Below are 17915 nucleotides of genomic sequence, written 5' to 3'. Positions count from 1 at the left end.
GCGAGTAAAAAATATTTTCATCACCGGCATCCTTTATCCCGTATCCAGTCCCTATAGTTTGGGGGCGACGCGAGCCCCTCTAAATTTGAGGAAGGAATCATGAGAACCATGCCGGGCCATCCGTATCCCCTGGGGGCCACCTGGGACGGAAAAGGCGTCAATTTCGCGATCTTCTCGGAGCACGCGACCCGGGTCGACCTTTGCCTTTTCGAGTCGGCGGGCGCCCCGAAGGAAAGCCATCGGATCCCGCTGACCGAGCAGACGAACCGGATCTGGCATATCTACCTGCCCGACGCGCGGCCCGGATGGCTCTACGCCTACCGGGTCCACGGGCCCTATGATCCGAGTTCGGGGCACCGGTTCAACCCCGCCAAGATCCTGGTGGACCCTTACGCCAAGGCCGTGACCCGGCGCATCCAGTGGGACGACGCCATGTTCGCCTACCGGATCGGCGATCCGGCCGAGGACCTGGCGAGGGACTACCGCGACAACGCCGCCTTCGCCTCGCTCTGCGCGGTGGTCGATCCGGCCTTCACCTGGGGAAACGACCGTCCCCCGCGGATCCCCTGGCACCGGACCGTGATTTACGAAACCCACGTGAAAGGTCTGACCGTCCGGCATCCGGAGGTTCCGCAGCCCCTACGCGGAACCTATGCCGGCCTGGCCTGCGAGCCGGTCATCCAACACCTGCTCGGTCTCGGCGTGACGGCGATCGAGCTGCTGCCGGTCCACCATCATGTCGACGATTACGACCTCACCCGGCGCGGACTGACGAATTACTGGGGATACAACACCCTCTCGTTCTTCGCCCCGGACAACCGCTACGGATCCGGAACCATGAACCTGGCCGACGAATTCAAGATGATGGTCCGCTCCCTGCATGACTGGGGCATCGAGGTGATCCTGGACGTCGTCTACAACCATACGGCCGAGGGCAACCACCTCGGCCCCACGCTGTCCCTTCGCGGCATCGACAACGCGGCCTATTACCGGCTGGACAAGGACAACCCGAGATTCTACGTGGATTACACCGGCTGCGGGAACACCCTGAACATGCTTCATCCCCAGGTCCTCCAGCTGATCATGGACAGCCTGCGGTACTGGGTCGGCGAGATGCACGTGGACGGTTTCCGCTTCGATCTCGCCAGCGCCCTGGCCCGGGAGCTTCACGAGGTGGACCGTCTGGGCGCGTTCTTCGACATCATCCAGCAGGACCCGGTCATTTCGCAGGTGAAGCTCATCGCCGAGCCGTGGGACCTGGGCGAGGGGGGATACCAGATCGGGAATTTCCCGGTGCTGTGGGCGGAATGGAACGGAAAATACCGCGACGCGATCCGCCGCTTCTGGAAGGGGGAAGGGCGCCAGGTGGCCGAGATGGCCACCCGCCTCGCCGGCAGCAGCGATCTCTACGAGCAGGGCGGCCGCCGCCCGCACGCCAGCGTCGACTTCATCACGTCGCACGACGGGTTCACCCTCCACGATCTGGTGAGCTACAACCAAAAACACAACGAGGCCAACGGCGAGAACAACCGTGACGGCACGGACGACAACATCAGCTGGAACGGCGGCGCGGAGGGGCCGACCGACGATCCCGAGATCCGGGCCCTGAGGGAAAAGCAAAAACGGAACTTTATGGCGACCCTGATGTTCAGCCAGGGCGTCCCGATGATCTGCGGCGGCGACGAGATCGGACGGACGCAGCGCGGGAACAACAACGCGTATTGCCAGGACGGCGAGATCTCGTGGTACGACTGGAACCTGAACAAGGAGCAGCGGGAGTTCTTGCAGTTTGTCCGGGACGTCCTCCGCCTCCGGAAGACCCATCCCGTCCTGCGCCGTCACAAGTTTTTTCAAGGGAGATATCTTCGGGGATCCGAGATCAAGGACATCGCCTGGTTTTCACCCAAAGGCCACGAGATGACGGACGAAGAATGGAACGCGGAATCGGCGCGCTGCCTCGGCGTGCGGCTGGCCGGGGACGCGATCGACGACGTGGACGAGCTGGGGCAGCGGATCACCGGCGATACGCTGCTCATTCTTCTGAACGCGCACCACGAGGCCGTCCCGTTCATCCTTCCCGCGCACAAGAAAGACACCCGATGGGGGCTGACGCTTGACACCGCCGCTGAAAAACCCGAAAAAGGAAAGCGGCTGGCCCGCGGCGGCCGGACCTATAATTTACAGGAACGCTCCCTCGCGGTGTTCCGGCTGGTTTCGCAGGAGCGACGCACGCGATAAGGACTCACCGCCGTACGAGCCGTTCAGAGATGGGAGAAATCCTCCTCCTTCTGCTCCTGTTCCCTTCTTAAGCGCCGCTCGATGAATTGCTTGGCCGCATCCCGCGCCCCCAGACCGAAGGCGATCGCCAGCGCCAGCACGACGCCCCCCAGCGTGATCGAGAAGGCCGCGATGATGACGTCCTTTGCGATCCCGAGCTGCTCGAAGGCCATTGCGAGCGCGAGAAGCAGGATCGCGATCCGGACGGTCCGGGCCAGGAACCGCGCCTCGACGATCTGGGCGTTCACGGCCGCGATCAACGCGGCGCGCGCGAAGAAGTTGCCCAGAAGAAACCCGACGATGAGGATCACGACCGCGATCAGCATGTGGGGCAGATAGGAAAAGACCTGGGCCGCAAATTGATCCACCGGGTTGAGGTTCAGGACCTCCAAGCCCAGCATGAGGAAGATTAGGACGATCATCCAGTACGCGATGCGGCCGACCCAGTGCGCCGGCGATTCGCGGATTCCGTTTTTCGATAAAGCCAGCGACAGCCCGATCCGGCCGGAGTACTGGTCAAACTTGGCCGTGGTCAGAAGCCGGAACACCGCGCTCTTCACGACCCAGGCGACCAGGACGCCCGACAATAGAACCACGATCATCGCGACCAGATGGGGCAGAAAGGCCCCCATCTGTTTTAAAAACGCCTCCATGGGATCGATAAATCCGGTCTGCCAGACTTCTTTCATGACGCCCCTCCCCGAACCGATGGTTGATCCCACCGATCCGTCAAATAGTTCTTTTCGCGTTCAAAGCATTGACACAACCGCTCGATGCGGCCTTCCACTTCAAGGTAGCTCAGCGACCGGGTCTCCAGGATGAAGGAGGCGACCCTTCCGAGATAAAGGGGCGTGAAGGATTTCAAGAGATGTTCCCGCGTCATCACCCGGCGGTGGAAGGCCAGGGCGAACTCGTAGACGATTTGGGTCCAGAGCCCGTCGGAAAATCCGGGCCCCGATTCCCCCGGCTTCACGTCCTTCAGACCGGCGAGCGTGTCCGACGACAGGACCTCGGTCCACAACGCCATCAATTCCTCCCGCCCCAGTTCGAACGCCTTGACCATCCGGTCGACGTTGACCGGAACCGGCTCCAGCCCCACGTCGTACTCGAAGCCGAAGATCGGCACGGACTGCGCGAACCGGACGGCCTTCCATTGTTCCGCATACTTCTCCATCAAGGAAAACGTCGAACCCACCACCTGGGTCAGCATGGCCGAAAGGTCGGCGGCCGGATCCTTGGGATCATGGATCTTCGCGCCCAGGTACGCCTGGCAGATCCGGCTGCCCCGCGCGATCGCCGTGGTCGTCATCCAGATATCGATCCCGTAGCGCGCGACGTCCGTTTCCCAGACGTCCTGGGCCAAAAAATATGCGGCCAGCTCGCCCGTGAAGCCGAACTCGCCGCCGATGGGCTGTCGAATGCGCATCCCGTACAAGGCCCGGGTCAGCGGATAGACGATCCCGTTGGTGATCGTGCCGTCGTACTTGTGCCGGCGGTAATACGGCGCGACGTAATCGTAGCCTTCCTTGTAGACGGGTCGCAGGAGCAGCTCCATCCAGTCCGGCGTGATGCTGCGCAGATCGGCGTCCACCACCGCGCAGGCCCTGACCTTCAAGGCCTCCGCGATCTCGAAAATCAGCCGGAAGGCGCTCCCCTTTCCGGGTATCCCATGGTAGGGCGTGACGATCTTGTGAAGCGGATTGACGCGGTGGGCCACGAGGATGCTTTGCAGGTCCACCGTCGATTTTTCGACCGTCTCCGGTGTTCCGTCGTTCGATCCGCCGTCGGAATTCACGAGAACCGCCCGGGCCTCGGGAAAATACTTCGCCAGCCCGGCCCCGACCGCCTGCACGACGCGGCCGATGGTCCTCGCGTTGTTGTAGCTGGGGACGCCGACCAGAATATCGGCCTGTCCGACGGCGTCCAGGCGGGGCTTCAGATCCTCTCGCACCATGGCCGCCGTCATTCCGCGTTGTCCACGTCGACGGCGTTCTCGAGCATCTCGAAAAACTTCGGAACGGCCGAGACGACCCGGTTCCAGTTCGTGATCAACGGGATACCCAGCGGGTCCTGGACGAATTCCTCGGCCGCGATCCGGATCCCCCGGATGAAGGCGTCGACCGCCAGCCGCTCGGCATGGCGGTCGAAGACGAGGCCGTTGATGGTGGCGTCGTCCTCGTATTTCTTGATCGCGTCCTGGGCCGCCCGCTGGTAGGCCGTGCGGAGCGTGTTGAAGAAGGCCGCGTCGAAAACCAGCCCTTCCGTCGCCAGGTTCCGCAGCAGGGACTTCCCGATGTCGATCGCCATCTTCAACAGTCCGGCGCTCGGATCCTCCGACGAAAGCGCCTGATGCTTGTGCTCGTAGTTTTCCGACAGATCCGCCTGGCAGACCCGTTTGACCGAAACGTTGCGGTAGATCTCGGCCAGCACCCCGATTTCGAGCCCCCAGTCGCCCGGAATCCGGTTGACGCGGGCCAGGTCGGCCAGCATCGAGAATTCGCCGGCCAGCGGGTAACGAAAGCTGTCAAGATAAACCAGGAAGGGATGATGGCCGATCATGTTCATCAGGGTCCGGATCAACGGCGTCACGAAAAGCCGGGTGACCCTCCCGTGCAGCCGGTCCGTGATCCGCGGGTAGTAGCCCTTGCAGAATTCATAACCCATGTTGGGATTGACCACGGGGTAGCAAAGACGCGCCAGGAATTCGCGGTCGTAGGTCAGAATGTCGCAATCGTGAAGCGCGATCACCTTGCTCCGCCGCTTCGCCAGGATGTACCCGTACGCGAGCCAGGCCGCGCGGCCCTTGCCTTCGCTTCCGATGTCCAGGTCGTTCTGCGTCAGGAGCGCCAGAAGTTTCTGGATGCGCTCTCCGTCGACCCACACGATCCGGTGCTCGCAATAGAGGTCTTTAAAAAACCGCCGCGCATGGTCGAACTCCTCCCGGTTCGCCCGGCCCAGTGTGATCACGATCTCGCGAAGATATTTTACGGACTGCAATTGCTTGAGGATCTCCTTCAGCGCCGGCCCTTGAAGCTCGGAGTAGAGACTGGGAAGGACCAAGGCGATCGGCATCTGGTGGGAGAAGGCCTCCAATTGCGTCTCCAGCCAATCCAGATCCACGCGGCCCAGACGGTGAAGCGTCGATATGACTCCGGTCTGATGAAAATCGGCCATCGCTCTTCCTTTTTTATTGGAGCCAGAGGGACTTTACAGTATAATGGGAACGGTTCGAGGGTTTGATTGTTTTCAAGTATAACGCATCTAGGCGGACCTTTCAACTTTTTTGACTGAAACGCGCTTGCCCGCGTTCCTTGGAAAAATCACATGACAGTCAACCTGGCCTTCGCCCTCATCGGGATCATCATCTTCATCGGCTTCTTCGGCTCGGTCGTTTTCCAGCGGACCCGGATTCCGGATCTGCCGGTGCTGCTCTTCATCGGCATCCTGCTCGGCCCGTTTCTCCATCTGCTGGACCCGGCGCAGCTCGCCAATTTCACGCCCTACTTTGCGACGTTTGCAATGATCATGATTCTCTTCGACGGGGGCATGGCGCTCGATCTCCGGAGCATCCTGCGCCAGTTCACCGGCGCCGTCCTGCTGGCCGTGCTCGGATTTCTGGCCACGGCGGCCCTCACCGCGTTCATCGCATGGCTCTTCGGCTACCCGTTACCCCTCGGCCTCCTGCTGGGGGCCATCGTCGGCGGCACCAGCGGCGCCATCGTGATGCCCCTGGTCGCCCAGATGCGGATCAGCGAGGAGGCCAAGACGATCCTCAGCCTGGAATCGTCGCTCACCGACATCCTCTGCGTGGTGATCGGATTGAGCCTGGTGCACCTGATCCCCACCGGCCGGGCGGAATGGATCGCCCCGATCCAGGATCTGCTCGGTCGATTCATCATCGGGATCCTTTTGGGCGCGGCCTGCGGCATCGGGTGGTCGAAATTCCTGGAACGGCTCAAACGTCCGCAGTTCTCCTACATGCTGACCCTCGCGATATTGTTTCTCCTGTTCAGCCTGGCCGAATTCATCCGGGGGAACGGCGCCATGGCGGCTCTGGTCTTCGGCCTGATCCTGGGCAACTACAAGCGCTTCCCCTCCCTCTTCGGAACCGCGCTGGCCTCCAACTCCTCCGAGGCCACGATCCGGGGGTTTCACGGAGAACTGGCCTTCTTCATCCGCACCTTCTTTTTCGTCTATATCGGGCTCATATTCACCATGGACCACCTCGGCCCGCTCAACCTTCTGCTGTGCCTGTTGATCTTCGGGGCCATCGTTCTGTCCCGCTACCTAGCCGCGCAACTGCTGGTCTGGGTCTACCGTGATCGGAAACCGGAAAAGATGGTTCTTTGGCTGATGACGGCCCGCGGACTGGCGGCGGCCGTGCTGGCCCCCCTTCCCGTCGCGGCCGGCATTCCAGGGACGGAGGCCTTCGTGGACATCGTGCTGCTGATCATCCTGCTTACAAACCTGCTGACGGCCATCGGGGTCACCTGGACCGAGCGAAGCGCGTTGAAGCCGTCGGCCTAAATCTCCGTCGGGATCGCGACGGGACCGATGGCTAAGTCCTCGATAAATTCAGCCAAGATCGCTTGAAGTGAACGTCCCGAACGACGCAATCACGCCGGCGATCCCCAGCACGGTCGCCAGGCCCAACACGGTGCGCATGTTCCAGGCTTCGGGGTTGTTCCGATAGTGAACCTTGTCATAGGCAATGGACAGGATCGCCCCGTCGTTGAGCAACGCCAGAAGCACAATCATCACTGCGGTCATCGGGTAAAAGTTGAACACCAGGATGGACAGCGTAATGAAATGTGTCCATGCCTGGATCAGGACCTGACCGGCCTCGTCCGCCGGGTGGGCCTTGCCAGCCATGATGAGTTGCACCGGGCGCTTGAGGATGCGTCAGAAGGCGAAGCAACCGCTCCGGATCCCGCAGCAACAGATTCGGTCGTTTGTAGGTTGCGAAGCGGCGCGCAAAGCCCAGCGTCAGCGCCATGGGATCAAGAAGATGCCTCGCCCCGGCCACATTGCCAAGCCCGCCCGAATAGATGGGAAGCGCTTCGCTCAACATGAACTCCATACTAAAATACACGACACAGGTCAGGGGAGCGCGCGAATAGTTTTCCTGAAACCATGCGGGGGCTTGCGCCGCGCGTCGCTCGGCTTGCACGAGATCATCAACTTCTTTGCAGCGGACGGGATCCGCCAACACGCGCTGGAGCCGGTCTCGCGAAACGGTCTGCAGCACGACCCAAGGGTTATGCGTTCGCTCCCACAGAGCGGGATCAAGCCGCCGCCACACTTCATCGGTGCAATGGTTCCAGGACCAGCGCAAATCCAGCGCCAGCTCGGCCAGGGAATCGAAGCCCTTGACGTCCGCGGGGACCAAATTGGAGGGCGGCTTGAGGACCGGCGTTTGTTTGCTCATCGTTTCACCTTCGACTTTGTCTCGGGCGGACCCCCGGCTGAGGCGGAGAGGCTCCGAGAACGTCGTTGACGATCGCCTGTGCCTCCTCCAGGATGCGGCGCAGATGATCCGCTCCCCGGAAGCTTTCCGCATAAATCTTGTAGATATTCTCGGTCCCCGACGGACGCGCCGCAAACCACCCGCTATCGGTGATCACCTTCAGTCCGCCGATGGGAGCGCCGTTGCCCGGCGCGCGGGTGAGGATGGTCCGGATCGGCTCTCCCGCGAGGACTTTGAGCCGGACCTGTTGCGGCGAAAGGTTGGCGAGCATCTCCTTCTGCTCCGGAGTGGCCCGCGCCTCGACGCGGTCATACGCGGGCTCGCCGAACTCGCGTGTCAGCCCGCGGTAGATCTCGCCGGGATCCCGGCCCTCCCGCGCGGCGATCTCCGCCGCGAGCAAGGCCGGGACGATGCCGTCTTTGTCCGTCGTCCAAACGCGGCCGTCCAGACGGACGAAAGAGGCACCCGCGCTCTCTTCACCGCCGAAGGCGAGCGAGCCGTCGAGCAGGCCGTCCACGAACCACTTGAAGCCGACCGGAACTTCATAAAGCTTCCGACCCAGCTTCGCGGTGACGCGATCAATCATCCGGCTGCTCACCACCGTCTTACCGACCGCCGCTTCTTTGCGCCACATCGGCCGGTGCTGAAAGAGGTAGAAGACGGCGGCCGCAAGGTAGTGGTTGGGCGGCAGCAACCCCGCGCTCCGCGTGACAATCCCGTGCCGGTCATGGTCGGCGTCGCAGGCAAAGGCGATCTCGAAGCGATCCTTCAGGGCAATCAATCTTTGCATCGCATGGGGCGAGGAGGGGTCCGTGCGGATCTGGCCGTCCCAATCCACCGTCATGAAAAGGAAGGTCGGATCGACGGCCTCATTGACGACCGTGAGGTTCAACCCGTAGCGCTCCGCGATCCGTCCCCAATAGTGAACCCCGGCGCCGCCGAGCGGATCGACCCCCAGACGAATGTCCGCGCGGCGAATGGCGTCCATATCGATCACATGGCCGAGATCGCTCGTGTAGGCTTCGAGGTAGTTGTGCCGGTGCGTTGTAGGGGCGCGAAGAGCCTTTTCGAAGGAAATTCTCTTTACGCCTTGGAGGCCCTTCTTAAGCAACTCGTTGGCCTTCGCCTCGATCCAACCGGTGACACCGGTCTCCGCCGGTCCGCCGCTCGGGGGATTGTACTTGAAGCCCCCGTCATGGGGCGGATTATGCGAAGGGGTGATCACGATGCCGTCCGCGAGCCCTCTCTTGCGCCCGCGGTTGTGGGCGAGAATCGCGTGGGAAACGGCCGGGGTCGGGGTATATTCCTCCCTCTCCGCAATCATGACATCCACCCCGTTGGCCGACAGCACTTCAAGTGCGCTGGCCAGAGCCGGCACGGAGAGCGCATGCGTGTCCATACCGAGATACAACGGGCCGTCGATCTTCTGCCGCTCCCGATACAGGCAAATGGCCCGACTGATGGCGAGGATATGCCATTCGTTGAACGTCTTCTCGAGTGCGGAACCGCGATGCCCCGAAGTGCCGAACGCAACCCGTTGCTCCGGCACCGAAGGGTCAGGCACCTCGGTATAATAGGCGGTAACGAGTTTGGGCACGTCGACCCGCATCGAGGGCAAAGCCGGCTTTCCCGCGAGGGGACTAAGATTCATAACTTCCCTTCAATACGGTTTCGCTTCTTAAGTCTAAGATTTGGAGACGGCCATTGCAAGAAAGATTTTCATTGGTGTGACATCGTTCGTCCTCTTTTTCGAGGCGCATTGTATGGTGATGCCCGAGGAAATTCTTCATTTCGCTAGTCAAAACCGGTCGTCGAACGCGACACCGGAGCGGTCTTGAGAGTTTTCGGAGGATGGGCTTGAAGATAATCGCCCAGCGAACCGGACTATCCATGGAGAAAGCCCGGCAGGTCAAGACCCGCGGACATCACGAAGCGTTTAAAGGGTGCCTGTCGGCCCCGATCACACCGGGCCGGCCTCCGATCGCGGCGGGTTCGTGGACAACAAAGAAAGCAGCCGTCTGAGAAACACCTCGACTTCCCTCGGACTCTGGACGGCGTGACGGGCCGCCCCTTTATTCTCCGGCGGACCCACCGCGATGCCGAGGCCGACCTTTCGGATCGCCCGAAAGGCGTCCTGATCCGTTTCATCGTCGCCGATGTACAACGGCCATCGCCCCCGGAATCGCGGCTGATCGAGGATCCAGGCGACGGCGCGACCCTTGTCCCAATCGACCGGCGGCCGGATTTCCCAGGCCGCCTTTCCCCGGACGACCCGGACCCGTCCCCGGCGCCGAAGCGGCCCCAGCCATTCGGCGAAGCGCCGGGCCGCCCGGCGCCGGACGGCGCCGCCGGCCAGGCGGTAATGAACGCTCAGGGTATAGCCTTTGTCTTCGATAAAAATACCGGAAAGGAATCCCATCGTCTCCCGCAACCGGTCGCCCAGGGCTTTCAGCCGACGGCGCCAATCGTCCGCGTCCTCCATGCGGTACCGCAATCCGCATCCGGCGATCTCCAGCCCGTGGTTGCCGACATACACGAGGCCCGGCAGACCGATGCGGGACCGGAGGTCCGGGAGGGACCGTCCGCTCACGATCACCACCGGCGCGCGGCGGGACAGCCGCGTGAGGAGGCGGCGCATTTCGGACGGCAACCGAGCCTGCTCCGGCCGGGCGGCGATGGGCGCCAGCGTGCCGTCAAAATCCAGAAAAACGGCCGGAAACCGGCCGGCCTTTCTTCGCCGCGAGGGGATCCCGATCGGTCGGACCGAAAGTCCCATCGCCTACCCGGAGGCCGCCGTCATGGCGTTCAGGTTGTTCTCCATCCATTCGTAGACGTCGTGCTTCCGGACCAATTCCCGCATTCGGCCGATCCGGATACGTTGTTCTTCGACGGGCATCTCGATCGCGCTCCGGATCGCCTCGGCCGTGCCCTCCAGGTCATAGGGGTTGATCGGCATGGCCCCGTCGAGATCCTCCAGGGATCCGGCCATTTCACTCAGCAAAAGGACGCCCGGCTCCTCGACCTTCGAGGCCGCGAACTCCTTCGAAACCAGGTTCATCCCGTCGTAAACGGAGCTGACGAGGCAGAAACGGGCCAGGCGGTAATAGGCGACGACCGACGCGTGGCTCAGTTGTCCCTCGATGTACTCGACCGGCCGCCAGCCCGGCCGCGCGAAGCGCCGATTGATTTCGCGGACCGTCGACCGGAGAATATCCCGGTATCCCCGGTAGGGCTCGCTCTCGGCCCGGGTCGGCGCGGCGATCTGGATGAACAGGAACCGGCCGCGGTATTCCGGATAACGGGAGAGAAACTCCTCAAGGGCCCAGAGGCGCTTGAGAAGCCCCTTGGTATAATCTAGCCGGTCGACGCCCAGTCCCACGATCGTGTCCGAACCGATCGTCAGCCGTTTTTTAATATTCGTCATCCGCTTCACCGTTTCCGGCGAGCGCGCCCGCTGTTCGAACGACCCAAAATCGATGCCCACGGGAATCGCGGAGAGCGTCGTCTCGTGATCGCGGAAGCGGATCCGCTCCTTCCGGGACTCCGACGCGTCGCCCACCTCCCGTTTGACGCACTCCAGAAAATTGACGCGATACCGATCGAGATGAAAACCGATCTGATCGCAGGCCAGCAGGCCTTCCAGCAATTCCTTCCGTTGCGGACAGATCCGGAACACGTCATGCGCAGGCCAGGGAATGTGCCAGAACAGCGCCACCGTCAGATCCGGACGCCGCTTTTTTATAAACGCGGGACAGAGGGCCAGCTGGTAGTCCTGGACCCAAACCACCCCGGGCTTATCATCGAGTTCTTCAAGGATCGCCTCCGCGAACCGCTCATTCACGGTCCGGTAGCCTTCCCAGTATTTCTGGCGGAAGACGACGCGGTCGAGCGTCACGTGACAAAGCGGCCAGAGAAAACGGTTCGAATAACCGTGGTAGTACTGCTCGACCTCGTCGGGCGTCAGCCAGACCCGGCGCAACGTATAGGCCGGCCGGTCGGGCGGCACGCGGACACGATCCCTTGGGTCCACCGCGAGCCGGTCGGCGTCCCCGCTCCCCCAGGCGACCCAGGTTCCGTCCATGGATTGGAGCAGCGGATCGAGCGCGGCCGTGACGCCGCCCGCGGGCCGGCCCCAGCGGATCTCCTCCCGCACCCTGCGTTGCACGTAGGGCTCGCGGTTGGACGCCACTACGAAGCGCCGGCCGCGCAAGCGGAACGATTCGGAAAGGCGCCGGGTGGGTGAACGGTTTGGATCGTCTTCGCGGTTCATATCGAAATCACGCGCTCGTTCCGGCGCTCCAGGGCCACCCAGAGGGCCAGGTAGTCCTTGGCCTGCCGGGTGATCAGGAAATTTCGCCGGATATGTTCGCGCCCCATCTCCCCCATTTTCTTTCCCAGCGCGGGATTATGCAGCAACTGGCGGATCCGGTAGGCCGCGCCCTCGACCGAATGGACCAGAAAACCCGTGACGCCGTGATGGATCTGGGAGGGGATCCCCCCGACGGCCCCGCCGACGACCGGCTTCGCTTTCCAGAGCGCCTCCGCCACGGTCAATCCGAAACCTTCCCGCGTGGATTTTTGCAGCACGACCGCGGCGGCCCGCTGCAGCGCGTTGATCAGCCGGTCGCTGAAGGGAGGCAACAACAGAATCCGTATGTCGGGATCGTTCTGAGCCTCTTCGCGCACGCGGGCCAGAATCCCCTCCCCTTCCGGATCGTCCGTCGCGGTCCCGCCCGCCAGGATCAGCCGGCAGTCATAATACCGCTTCACCATGCGATAGGCCTGAACGACCCCGACCGGATCTTTGAAACGATCAAACCGGGAGACCTGGAGCAGGATGGGCTTGTCCCGGGGGATCTGATGGGCCTCGAGCTCCGCCTGAACTTCCGGATCGGTCAGGTCTCGATTTTTCTCGCTCAACGGATCGATCGACGGCGGCACGACAAACTGGGGAACGGCGAGTTGCTGGGCGAACTGGGCCCCCGAGAAAATCGCGGCGGCGTGCCGGCCGACGTCGGCCGCCAGCCGCTCCCACACGGGCGGATGCGGATGGGACACGTCCACATGGCAGCGCCAGACCCAGACCCCGCGCCTGCGATGCCCGATCAGGTGCGCGGGCTGCGGGTCGTGGATGAAAACAAGGTCGGCGTCCAGATCCATCTGTCCGGCGTTGGCCTCGTTCACTTCCCGGTGGATTTCCCACATCCGCGGGCTCATTTCGACGGCCTGGCCCTGAAGCCCGTTATGGATCTGTTTGGTCACCTCGAAGAAGGATTGATCGCCCTTGATGACTTCCCATCGGGCCGCGACGCCCAGATCGACGAACAGGGCGATCAAACGGTGGAGGATTTCGGCCACGCCGCCGCCGACCGATGTGGAATTGACATGCAGGAACGACCGGCCGCGGAGCCGTTCCCCCAGCCGGGTCAACAACCGGAGATCCTCCGGTTCGGCGATGCCGTTGTAGTCGGACAGTCCTTTCATCAAACACCCCCCGCAGGGTCCGGGCGAAGCAGCGATCGTATCCGGCCGCGCAGTCCCTCAAGGCTGTACTGGTACGGATCCAGCCCGCGGATCTTCCGCGCGAGATCCGGGCGGCCCAGATCGCCTTCGATCCAGATCGAGAAGTCGTCCGCCGGACGCCGCAAACGGAAGCGCGCCTCAAAAAAATGAAAATAGACGCTGCTGGTTCCCACGCGATCCAGCGCCTCGAGGAACGCCGGGAGGCTCTCGGCCGCAAAGCCGCTCTCCGCGACGATCGTGACCGCGTCGTTGAAGTAGAACGCGTCGCCGGGGCGGGCCGGCCGGGGCGCGGGATTCTCCCCCAGGTACGACACGACGATCTCGGTCAGTGCGGCGCGGACCTTTTCGATCCCGGAGAAGGCGTACAGGTCCAGATTCGCCAGTTTTTCCGCGAGAGCCCGCTCCTCCAGGCTCCGGGCGGCCCATACCGCGAAGTCATTATAATATTCGGGCGCCTCGACGGCCGCCTTGAGAAAATATTGATGCGTGTGGTGATAGATGACGCCCGGGTCCACAATGCGGATCAGGGAGAGCAGCTCGGAAAGATCCTGCGCGTGCTTTCCCGTCGGCCGGATCAGGCCGGTGCATTCAAAAAATCGAAACGGCCGCCGGGCCCGATCGTCCGGCTTCGTCACGGGTCACCCCCGGGTTCGTCCCGCTTTATATAGACGGTCCGGATCGGAAACGGGATTTCGATCCCTTCCCGCTTGAAGCGCTTGAAGATCCGTTTCCGCAATTCATGCAGCACGGGACCCTGGGACTCGTATTGGTCGACCTGGCAGGTCAGCGTGAAGTCCATGGAAGACTCCCCGAAGCCCGGGATGAATTGCACGGCCGGCGCCGGATCGGGCAGCATCCCCCGCACCTCTTTTGCGGCCCGGGCCGCTTCGTCGATCAGCACCCGCTCGACTTGGTCCGGGTCGGACGCGTAGCTCACGCGGACCGGAAGCTGGATCGCCATGGGTTTGCCGGGCAGATCGTAGTTCGTCACGACGCTCTGGGCGAGCTTCGAGTTGGGAATGATCACGACGTTGTTCGGGGCCATCCTCACCCGCGTCGTCCGCCATCCGATGTCGGCCACGCAGCCTTCCTGGCCGGTTTCAAGCCGGATGAAGTCGCCGACGCGGATCGATTTTTCCATCAAGATATGGACGCCGGCGAACATGTTGCCCAGCGTGTCCTGAAGGGCGAGCGCGACGGCCAGACCGCCGACGCCCAGCGCGGTCAGCAGCGGGGTGATCGAGATTCCCAGCGTGTCCAGAAGAACCAATATCCCCGTCGTGATCACGACGACTTTGACCAGGCCCCGCGTGAGCCCGGTCGCCTGGATCGAAATTTCGGTCCCGCGAACCGAGTAGATCGCCAGGCGCGAGGCGAGATTGGCCACCGCGAGCGTGACGGACACAATCACCAGCACGTGCAGGACCTTGAAGGCGTAGCCGATGTCGTCCCTGGGCAGCTCGGAGGTCCCGACGGTGACGTACAGTCCGATCGCGATGATCCACAAAAAGGAAGGAAGCCGGACGGCGTGGAAAACGATGTCGGCCGGCGCAGTTTGGACTTTCCGGGACCACCGCTGGAGGAGGTGCAGAGTCCACGCGCGCAGCAGCAGGCCGGCGGCCGAGACCGAGACGAAGAGGATCAGGGGCAGCGCCAAGCGTTCTAGGACGGCGTACGACATCGGAACCTCGGTGTCTCCTAAAAATTCGGCTTCAGGTTGACCACGATGAAGGATAATCTTCGGAGAAACGGGCCGAATACCGGCGCGATGAACACGATGGAAGCGCGGGGAGGCCGGATCAAGCGGCCGTCTCGAATCCGTCGTTGGTTTTAAGTATAATGAATTGCGGATCGGTTCGCAATATTTTATTCGCATTCCCGGAAAAATCCCACTACAATGTCCGAGTGTCGATCCTCCCTGATTCAAAACGATGAGCCGCTCAACCGTTCCGTTGCCGATTCATGAGATTCTCCCCTCGCTGCGGGAAACGCTGAAGGCCCGCCCGTCCGCCGTCCTGCAGGCGCCGCCCGGCGCCGGAAAGACGACGGTCGTTCCGATATCCTTGCTGGAGGAGCCGTGGCTTGCGGACCGGTCGATCCTGATGCTGGAGCCCCGACGCCTGGCGGCGCGCGCCGCGGCCGCGCGGATGGCCGAGCTTCTGGGCGAACCCGTCGGCGAGACGGTCGGCTACCGCATCCGCTTTGATTCGAAGGTATCGGCGAAAACGCGCGTCGAGGTGCTGACGGAGGGGATCCTCACGCGCCGGCTCCAGTCCGATCCGGGATTGGAGGGTGTCGGACTCGTGATCTTCGACGAGTTTCACGAGCGGCATCTGCACGGCGACCTGGCGCTGGCGCTCTGCATCGACAGCCGCCGCCTGCTGCGCGAGGACCTGAAGCTTCTCGTGATGTCCGCGACGCTGGACGGCCGGGCCGTCTCGTCGCTCCTCGGAGATGCGCCGGTCCTGAGCAGCCGCGGGCGCAGCTTTCCGGTCGAGGTTCGTTACGCGGCGCACGATCCCCGCGATCTTGAAGGCCGGATTCCGGAGATCGTAAAACAGTCCGTGCTGCACGCGCTGAAACAGGACAACGGCGACCTGCTGGTTTTTTTACCGGGAGCCCGGGAGATCCGTCGAACGCAGGAACTGCTGGAGGCGGCGCTGGCCCCTGCCGGTCCGGCGGGCGGGGGCGCGCCGGTCGGGGTCCACCCGCTCTACGGCGATCTCCCCTGGGAGGCGCAGGTCCGGGCGATCCGACCGAACCCAAGCGCCCGGCGCAAAATCGTCCTGGCCACGCCGATCGCCGAGACCAGCCTGACCATCGAAGGCATCGGGGTCGTGATCGACTCCGGCTTCGTCCGGGTTCCCGAGTTCGATCCGCGGACCGGGCTGACGCGGCTTACGACCATGCGCGTCTCCCGCGCCTCGGCCGAGCAGCGCGCCGGACGGGCCGGACGGCTCGGCCCCGGCGTCTGCTACCGTCTCTGGAGCGAGGCGACCCAGCGCGGGTTGACGGACCGGCCGGTCCCGGAAATCCGCGCCGCCGATCTGACGCCGCTGGCGCTGGAACTGGCGCAATGGGGCGCGCACGACGCCGAGACCCTGTCGTGGCTCGACCCGCCGCCCGCGGGCGCGCTGGCCCGGGCGCGCGGTCTTCTGACCGAGCTCGGCGCGCTCGATCCGGCCGGCGCGATCACGGCGGCCGGGCGGGCGATGGCCGCGTGGCCGCTCCATCCCCGTCTCGCCCATATGGTCCAGCGGGCCGGCGCGACGGGGCTGGCTCCGCTGGCTTGCGATGTCGCGGCCCTTCTCTCGGAGAGAGACGTGCTCGCGGGCGACGGCCGGCGTTCTGCCGATTTTCTGATTCGCATCGAGGCGCTGAGGGCTTTCCGCGCGCGCGGACGGGGCGGCGCGAAGTCGTTCGGGGCCGATCCGGCCGCCTGCCAGCGCGTCGACCAGGCCGCGCGACAGCTTCTTCGTCTGGTTCGGAATCAAACGACCGGGACGGCGGGGGACCTCGATCAAACCGGTTTGCTTCTGGCCTTCGCCTATCCGGACCGGATCGCGCAGCAACGCTCCCCCGGCGACGTCCGCTACCGGCTCGCCTCCGGACGCGGCGCGCGGCTGCCGAAGGAGGAGCACCGGATGCGGCCGCCGTATCTCGTCGCGGCCAGTCTCGACGCGGGCGCCGTGCCTGCCGGCAGGCAGGAGACGGAGGGGACGATCCATCTGGCCGCCGCCGTCGAGATCGAGGCGTTGCGGCGGGGGCTGGCCGACGCGTTCATAACGGAAGAGGTCGTTCGTTGGGATCCGCAGCGGCAAAAAATCATCGCGCAACGCCAAGAGCGGCTGGGCCAACTGCTTATCGGAAGCGGCGCGATCCCCGATCCGGACCCGGAGAAGCTGCGCGCCGCCGCGCTGGAAGGCGTCCGAAGCATGGGAGTGGCGGCCCTCCCCTGGTCTCGCGAGGCGCGCGATTATCAGGCTCGGGTCCTCTCGCTTAGGCAATGGTTCCCGCAGGAAGGCTGGCCGGATATCTCCGACGCGGCGCTGCAAGAAACGATCGAGGAATGGATCGGGCCTTATCTGGGCGGCGCCGTGCCTGCCGGCAGGCAGGTCGTCCGCCGCGAGCATCTCGACCGGCTGGACCTTGCCGCGATTCTGAAGGCCCGCTTGGACTTAAAGCTTCGACAGCGGCTGGAAGAGGGCGCGCCGACGCACCTGACGGTTCCCTCCGGGTCGCGGCTGCAGCTTCGATACCGGCCGGGAGAACCGCCGGCGCTGGCCGTGAAGCTGCAGGAGATGTTCGGATCGGCCGACACGCCGCGCGTGGGCTTCGGGAAAATTCCCGTGACGCTGCATCTCCTCTCGCCCGCCCGCCGGCCCATTCAAGTCACCCAGGATCTGCGGGGGTTTTGGGAACGGACCTACGCCGGGGTGAAGAAGGAATTGAAAGGCCGCTACCCCCGGCATCCGTGGCCCGACGATCCGTGGAACGCGACACCGACCGCGCGCGCGAAGCGGCGGTCGTTCCGATGACGAACCGCCGGCCCGGGCCCCGTCTTGACGTTTTTTCATGCCTCCGGTATATTTTGATTGACCCGCCGTTGGCTTGCGAAATGGATTCGTGCGGACCGGCCGGGACGGCC

Annotated in this window: 12 protein-coding genes and 2 pseudogenes; 3 read left to right on the top strand and 11 right to left on the bottom strand. The window is 63.6% G+C overall.

Features of this window, described 5'->3' with window-relative positions; genetic code table 11:
* Positions 1-99: 99 nt before the first annotated feature.
* Entirely contained in the window at positions 100-2238 is a 2139-nt protein-coding gene (gene glgX / locus VLY20_07965) for a glycogen debranching protein GlgX (protein ID HUK56578.1), read from the top strand.
* Between the two features lie 23 nt (positions 2239-2261).
* On the opposite strand, the gene VLY20_07960 is transcribed toward glgX, so the two are convergent.
* From VLY20_07960 to VLY20_07950, 3 genes are read right to left on the bottom strand one after another with little or no spacing between them, the layout of a single operon-like run.
* Complete coding sequence (locus VLY20_07960; GenBank protein HUK56577.1) at positions 2262-2966, bottom strand: hypothetical protein; 705 nt, start codon at positions 2964-2966, stop codon at positions 2262-2264.
* Positions 2963-4243 carry a glycosyl transferase family 2 gene (locus VLY20_07955; GenBank protein HUK56576.1) on the bottom strand — a complete coding sequence of 427 codons (1281 nt, stop codon included), beginning with the start codon at positions 4241-4243 and terminating at the stop codon, positions 2963-2965. Before VLY20_07955 ends, VLY20_07960 begins: the two co-directional genes overlap by 4 nt.
* Positions 4240-5451: a glycosyl transferase gene (locus VLY20_07950; GenBank protein HUK56575.1), complete on the bottom strand. Its 1212-nt coding sequence runs from the start codon at positions 5449-5451 to the stop codon at positions 4240-4242. Before VLY20_07950 ends, VLY20_07955 begins: the two co-directional genes overlap by 4 nt.
* A gap of 150 nt (positions 5452-5601) precedes the next feature.
* Here VLY20_07950 and VLY20_07945 point away from each other — a divergent pair, with 150 nt between their 5' ends.
* Positions 5602-6804 carry a cation:proton antiporter gene (locus tag VLY20_07945; protein HUK56574.1) on the top strand — a complete coding sequence of 401 codons (1203 nt, stop codon included), beginning with the start codon at positions 5602-5604 and terminating at the stop codon, positions 6802-6804.
* A gap of 69 nt (positions 6805-6873) precedes the next feature.
* Here the strand turns inward: VLY20_07945 and VLY20_07940 are convergent.
* The 8 genes and pseudogenes from VLY20_07940 to VLY20_07905 form a co-directional block, all read right to left on the bottom strand.
* Positions 6874-7086, bottom strand: a pseudogene (locus VLY20_07940) (hypothetical protein).
* 208 nt (positions 7087-7294) lie between these two features.
* Positions 7295-7705, bottom strand: a pseudogene (locus VLY20_07935) (DUF3417 domain-containing protein).
* 4 nt (positions 7706-7709) lie between these two features.
* Positions 7710-9395 (bottom strand): phosphoglucomutase (alpha-D-glucose-1,6-bisphosphate-dependent), encoded by a 1686-nt coding sequence (gene pgm, locus VLY20_07930; protein HUK56573.1) that lies wholly within the window; start codon positions 9393-9395, stop codon positions 7710-7712.
* A 309-nt stretch (positions 9396-9704) separates the two neighbouring features.
* Positions 9705-10520, bottom strand: coding sequence for a trehalose-phosphatase (otsB, locus tag VLY20_07925; protein ID HUK56572.1), 816 nt, complete (start codon positions 10518-10520; stop codon positions 9705-9707).
* A 3-nt stretch (positions 10521-10523) separates the two neighbouring features.
* Complete coding sequence (locus VLY20_07920; protein ID HUK56571.1) at positions 10524-12014, bottom strand: trehalose-6-phosphate synthase; 1491 nt, start codon at positions 12012-12014, stop codon at positions 10524-10526.
* Positions 12011-13228, bottom strand: a complete 1218-nt coding sequence (locus VLY20_07915) for a glycosyltransferase (GenBank protein HUK56570.1) — start codon at positions 13226-13228, stop codon at positions 12011-12013. The genes VLY20_07920 and VLY20_07915 overlap by 4 nt, the downstream gene beginning before the upstream one ends.
* A complete protein-coding gene (locus VLY20_07910; GenBank protein HUK56569.1) occupies positions 13228-13902 on the bottom strand; it encodes a DUF5752 family protein in 675 nt (224 codons plus the stop codon). The genes VLY20_07915 and VLY20_07910 overlap by 1 nt, the downstream gene beginning before the upstream one ends.
* On the bottom strand, positions 13899-14948 hold the full coding sequence (locus tag VLY20_07905) for a mechanosensitive ion channel family protein (GenBank protein ID HUK56568.1): 1050 nt from the start codon (positions 14946-14948) through the stop codon (positions 13899-13901). The genes VLY20_07910 and VLY20_07905 overlap by 4 nt, the downstream gene beginning before the upstream one ends.
* 250 nt (positions 14949-15198) lie before the next feature.
* Here VLY20_07905 and hrpB point away from each other — a divergent pair, with 250 nt between their 5' ends.
* Positions 15199-17805 (top strand): ATP-dependent helicase HrpB, encoded by a 2607-nt coding sequence (gene hrpB, locus VLY20_07900; GenBank protein HUK56567.1) that lies wholly within the window; start codon positions 15199-15201, stop codon positions 17803-17805.
* Positions 17806-17915 lie beyond the last annotated feature (110 nt).

The sequence above is a fragment of the Nitrospiria bacterium genome (genome assembly GCA_035517655.1).
Classification (GTDB): domain Bacteria; phylum Nitrospirota; class Nitrospiria; order JACQBZ01; family JACQBZ01; genus JACQBZ01.
Note: the sequence above shows the minus strand (reverse complement) of the source record. Positions and strands in the feature narration are given on the sequence as shown.